Origin of the sequence: Endozoicomonas sp. SESOKO2, assembly GCF_024606245.1 — a bacterium.
In the GTDB taxonomy this organism is placed as follows: domain Bacteria; phylum Pseudomonadota; class Gammaproteobacteria; order Pseudomonadales; family Endozoicomonadaceae; genus Endozoicomonas_A.
Genome location: NZ_JAHHPQ010000596.1, coordinates 1 through 5,304 on the forward strand (window position 1 = coordinate 1; position 5,304 = coordinate 5,304).

General features: G+C 46.5%; 1 protein-coding gene. It reads left to right on the forward strand.

All coding sequences use genetic code 11. From position 1 onward, the window contains the following. Nucleotides 1–296: 296 nt before the first annotated feature. A partial coding sequence (locus KDK17_RS14410; RefSeq protein ID WP_257288356.1) for a hypothetical protein occupies nucleotides 297–5,304 on the forward strand: 5,008 nt, incomplete at its 3' end.

Sequence of the window (5,304 nt, forward strand, 5' to 3'; positions counted from 1 at the left end):
ACTTCAGGGACAATGTACCTAAATGGTCATTCTCCCACGCAGAAAGTATTCCTTATTCTTACGCTCTGGGTAGATTCTTCGAGTCAAGGATTGCAGCGCCAGAGGAAACCCCTCCCTGAAAAAACAACTCAATTTTACTGGCGTTGAACTTTTGCCACTGTGAACTAAATTCTCTCAACAGCTTATCGCAACAGCCATGAGCGATTGACAGCCATGAGCGAATAAAAGTCGCTTCCTCGTCTACTGTAGCAATCGCTTTTCACGGCAATAAAAGCACTCAATTCCGAGGAAGTAGAATGACACATTCTCGCCCCAACGCATTAAGCCTTGCAGTGGCCATTGCAGTCTGTTCTTCCATCATTGGTACACAGGCTCTGGCCAATCGCAGACTTCAGACAAAATTTGTCGGTATTCAGGACAATGCGCAAGCGGAGCTGATCCGGAGTGAGGTCATAGTCAAGCCAACTTTAGACGATGACCAGCAGCCAATACCTAAATCCTTTACCACTACCTACCCTGATCGGACTCGATTCAGTGCATATTTCATTCCTTCTTTCACAGACATTCTTTCCGGCATCGACGCCGACGTTTCCATTGTTGATCTGTTTGAAACGGACGAGAATGACGTTGCTCAGAAATACACCAAAATCCTGAAGGTGGGTGATGAGGACGTCTTCAGGTTCACCCATAACCTTGAAGAAGAAAAACTGATCATTGAAGTCAGGGCCGGAATGACCGATCAGGATTCGGTTGAGGCTGTGCTTGATCAAATGGATAGCACCGAACCACTGGAACCGTTGACAAAAATCGCCAGACCCGCACAACTGAACGAGGTGCTCGAAGGTGCTAATGAAAGAGCAGGAAAACTCGGGACCCGTGATCACTATGTTGCCCTTGCCACCATTGAAATAGAACAAGCTGAAGTGGATGGGCGTACCTTCATGCGTCTCATCTCCGGGGGGGATCAGCCTCCTGAACTGAAACGTCTGGGTCAATCACTTTTCGTCAATGATGAGGCTCTCCTGGCAGCAGCCACCTCTGCCTATTTTCAGGTTCATGTCCTGAGAAAGGATTTACAACAGCAGGCGCTTAATGAACTGTTAAAACACAGCAAACCCATTGGATATGTTGTACACGTCGAAGATGACACGCGGGCTTACTCCGTGCCTGTGGGCTATCCAAAGCTGGAAGTAACCGAAGCTCCGGGGGAGGTTATTGTTTTCCATGGTCATATGCAGTATCCGAACGATATCGCCTTTATAGAAAACCTCCATAAATTCCTGGAAAAAGCTGAGAGTAATTACCCCGTTGATGCACTAAAAACACAGGTTAATAGCTACGATACCATGATCTATCAGTACGTTATTCGCAGCAGGCAGATGGCACTGCTGGAGGAATCAGCGGCACATTACGAACAGTACAAAACTGAATTTAAAACCTATCCACTGGCGAGGCTTGCATACTATGAATATCTCCGGCAGGCATTGACCAGTGCTACTCCGGATAATGCCTATCAATTTGAATTCACATTTGCACACATCAAAGCTGCCTGGTCTGTCATCACACCAGCCTGGTTACAGTTTCAACTCGAAAAACACTTCGGCTTCAAACCCGTAATTAGAAATCTTCTGACTAATCAACGCTTTATTCGGACGTTAAGTTCTGTTGTCAACATTATCAGCGAAACGCAGGTCGGTCCTCCCGGGGTCGACGAAGAGTTTTCTGCCAAAGTGATTAGCGACATGACCAGGCAGCTGCCTGAAATGTATAAAAGCCTGGAGGAGCTACAGACAAAAGAAGCCATAATCCTCCAGATTAGAAATAAGTTGCAGCACACAACGGGTGCAGAGGTTACCAGTGAAGAGGAAAAACTCAAAGCACAACAAATAAGTCAACGAATCGGGGATGAGCTTTTAAAGCTTCGTGCCGAAATGGAAGCGCTGGAAAACCGGGAACAGGCACTTCAGCAGGAAAGCAAACGAATTCCAGCCCTGGCACAACAACTTCGTGATGCCAGAAAGGTTTACAATTCTGAAAGAGCAACAATGCTTAGCATAGATGACTGGGATGATACCCTGCCACCAGAAGAACAAGCCACACGCACCCGGGAGAGACTTAATGAAATCTTAACAGCCGTTGCCGCACCGGGACTGCCTGAGGAAGACACTGTAAAAACAAATCTGGCCGTTATTGAAGGTCAAATCGGTATTATTCCAGATAATGAAAATGATCTGGGTGCCCGCTTTCGGTCCGTTCAAACGCATCTTCAGCAACAAAGCACCAGAACAGACGCTGCAATCAAAGCCCGCTATGCAACCATTGCCGCTCATTTAAACCCTCAGGGTGTTGATAGCAATGCAGATATTGATGCTCAAGAAGAACAACTGATTCAAAAAATTAAGACAATGAGTGCTCAAGAGCAACTTATGCGTCAGCAACTGTATAAAATGGACGATCAGCGCGAAATAGAGAATTCTTACACCAGGACCAGAAAAAGGGCTGTGGCAGCGGTTCTTGGTATTGATCTACGTGAAAACACCCTACTGGAAGACCGTGCCACCCTGGAATCAACAGTCTATTACAAGCTCTACAAACTTAAAGAGCTGGAAGAAGAGCTGGAAGACATCAGAACACCAGACCACCCCAAAGCCAGACCTGAAGTACTTGAGAAACTGGCTGCTGTGGAAAAAGTCCTGAAGATTGATGACTTAAATGGAGAGGACGATGTGTATTACCGTCGTGAAGCCATTTCTAAAGAAATTCAGACATACCTCATAAAAACCAGACTGCGAGTAGAGAGAGAAGCGCTGGAGATACTGAAAACCGTAGAAAAAATACTCGAGATCAATGTCAATGAAGGTGATGACAAAGCAACAAGACTTGGCAGGATTCGTACAAAATTTGACAACAATGAAGTCTCAGAATCCATGCTGGATACGATAGGACAAACTCTCTGGAAAGAAGACATCACAGCTGCGAGCCAAAAATGGGCAGTAAAATACGAGAAGCTTCAGAGGCGTCTTACCTTTTATGTCGAAGATGCGGATGGGCAAGTCATAAGACAAAATACAGAGTTGCTTAAAGATATAGAGGAAGAGCTGCAGATCTACTCCATTGTAAGATATAAGGCAAAAGAAAGAGGCGGGGCTTTTCTTGCCAGGCTGGCCAATGATCTGGGGGTAAAATTTGAAAACGATGCCCCCCTGTCTGACAACAAGTATGTTCTTTACAACCAAATTTGGGCATTAATGGAAGAAGTAGAGGAAGTCTGTGGCAATGAAGATGTCAAAAGAATCAGAAACAATGAGATAGCTCATCAACTCAACATTCAGGACTATAAAGATGACGCCACTATCGAAGACCAAAACATTCTCATTAACAAAAAACTTCAACGGTTGGATGAAGAAGTTTTAAAAACAGGTTTTGCTGACGTTGACGGGCATATTACGGCCATTGAAAATGAGCTTGACAGACAAATGGCCCGCCTGGGCCCTAAACCCCGATACGTCTATGATCGTGAGGTAGTCACTGTCAGGCGGGCAATAGAAGAAGCTGAAAGTGAGCTGACAGGTGTTCAACGCAAGCTGAACACGCTTCGTGACAAGCAGGTGGCATTTTTGGTGAGCCGTGCGGACCTCCAACATACTTCGGATGAAGAGGAAACACCTCTCAAACAGGGCATTAAACAACTTCAGAACGAGTTGGGTCTGGCTGCAGGTGATGAGCAAACCTTTAAAGATCGAGTAGACGACATCAAACATTTCCTGCGGACATGCAGCGCAGAAAAACGGGATGAAGTCCTTGGGAAAGCCACAAAAGCACTGAATATTCAGATAAATGGTGACCTCGGTTTACTGGAAGAAGCTGATCACTTTATTGCCAATAAAGCCTATTCAGAGAGTCATGATCAGGACGAAACCCATGAAGTCCGGGGTAAACAGCGTTTTGCCACGAAAGAGTACATTCAGGTCAGGAAATTCCTGCGTGTGCATGACAAGAAAGTGATGGATGTAAACGATGCAAGGGCTCAGGAGGATCATGCACGAACGAATCTGGTTCGTAAAGAACGGGAAATGATCGATTTTAGAATCACCGTTGGGCCGTCTGAAGCAGTACCCAGGTACGAAATGGCTCAGCTGGCTTTAGCCCTGAGACGTAAAAGTGAAGCTGTTTCCAAAGCAAAACAGGACTTGGCGGATCATGACGCGCTTCTTGAAGCCACTGAGGAAGCCGCGGGTCTTAAGCCAGACTCTACTGACACCCTTGAAGACCGGATTAATGCCCTTAGATACAAACGGGTACAACTGGTCTGGGATGGTGGTAGTGTCGGCAAGATCCGGCAACTGAATCAGGAACAGGCCAGCCTGGAAGGTGAGATTGAAATCAGGAAAGCCTGCATTGAGAGAATGAAGGATAACCTGAGGATTGCAGAGAAAGTTGTCGAAAATAACGATGATCCCTTCCAGTACACACCGAGACAGACAAAAGTTCAGGCCGCTATGAACGCCTTCACACAGCAACACCCTCTCAAGCAACAAGCACTGGAAGCAGCCATCGGTCTGACAGAATTAGCAGCAGAAAGCGGTAATGCAGAACCGTTCCTTACGACACCATTCTTTTCGACTTTCGATTTTAAAGATGAATTTGCACCGATTCTCTTGCAGGCAATGGTTGGAGACAATCTGACCTTTGATCAGGCCATTCGGATTGTGAAAGTATTCAAGAGCCTGAAGACGACCTTCCCACCCAGCCCTTTCGAGCCAACGGAAGATCGGCCTCTGAATGTCCTGAAAAAAGTTCAGGAGCTGGTGTACAGGGCCAGGAATGAGATGGCAACCGGGGCTCAACAATACGACGGTGAAATACGCGGTATGGGCAAAAGAGCCATTCATTTCGTCGAACATGAATCAAAGGATCTGACAACTTTCCAGAAATACTTCACTGCCGGTTCTGGCAATGGTAACAAGATCATCGCTTTGCTGCGAGACGGTCTGATCAGTAAGGTTGAACTTCAAAACTACATGAAAGCCATCAGGGGTGCCGATGGTTATCAGCCAGTGGAAGAGTTTGAACACTTCCTTGGCTACAGACACGGCGTTAATGTGATTCACTTCAGTGCCGTTGTCCATATGCTGTCCGACAAGGGCGCTGAGGAATTTATGCAGAGTGCCTTTATGTTTGTCCCCGTGACTGCCACTGGTCCGGCGGGCATGCAAGAATCTATTGTCGGCATGAAAGAGTTCTCAGCGGCGGTCATCGCCAACTACGTTCTTGACGATATTGCCTTTGAAAACGGCCGCAAGA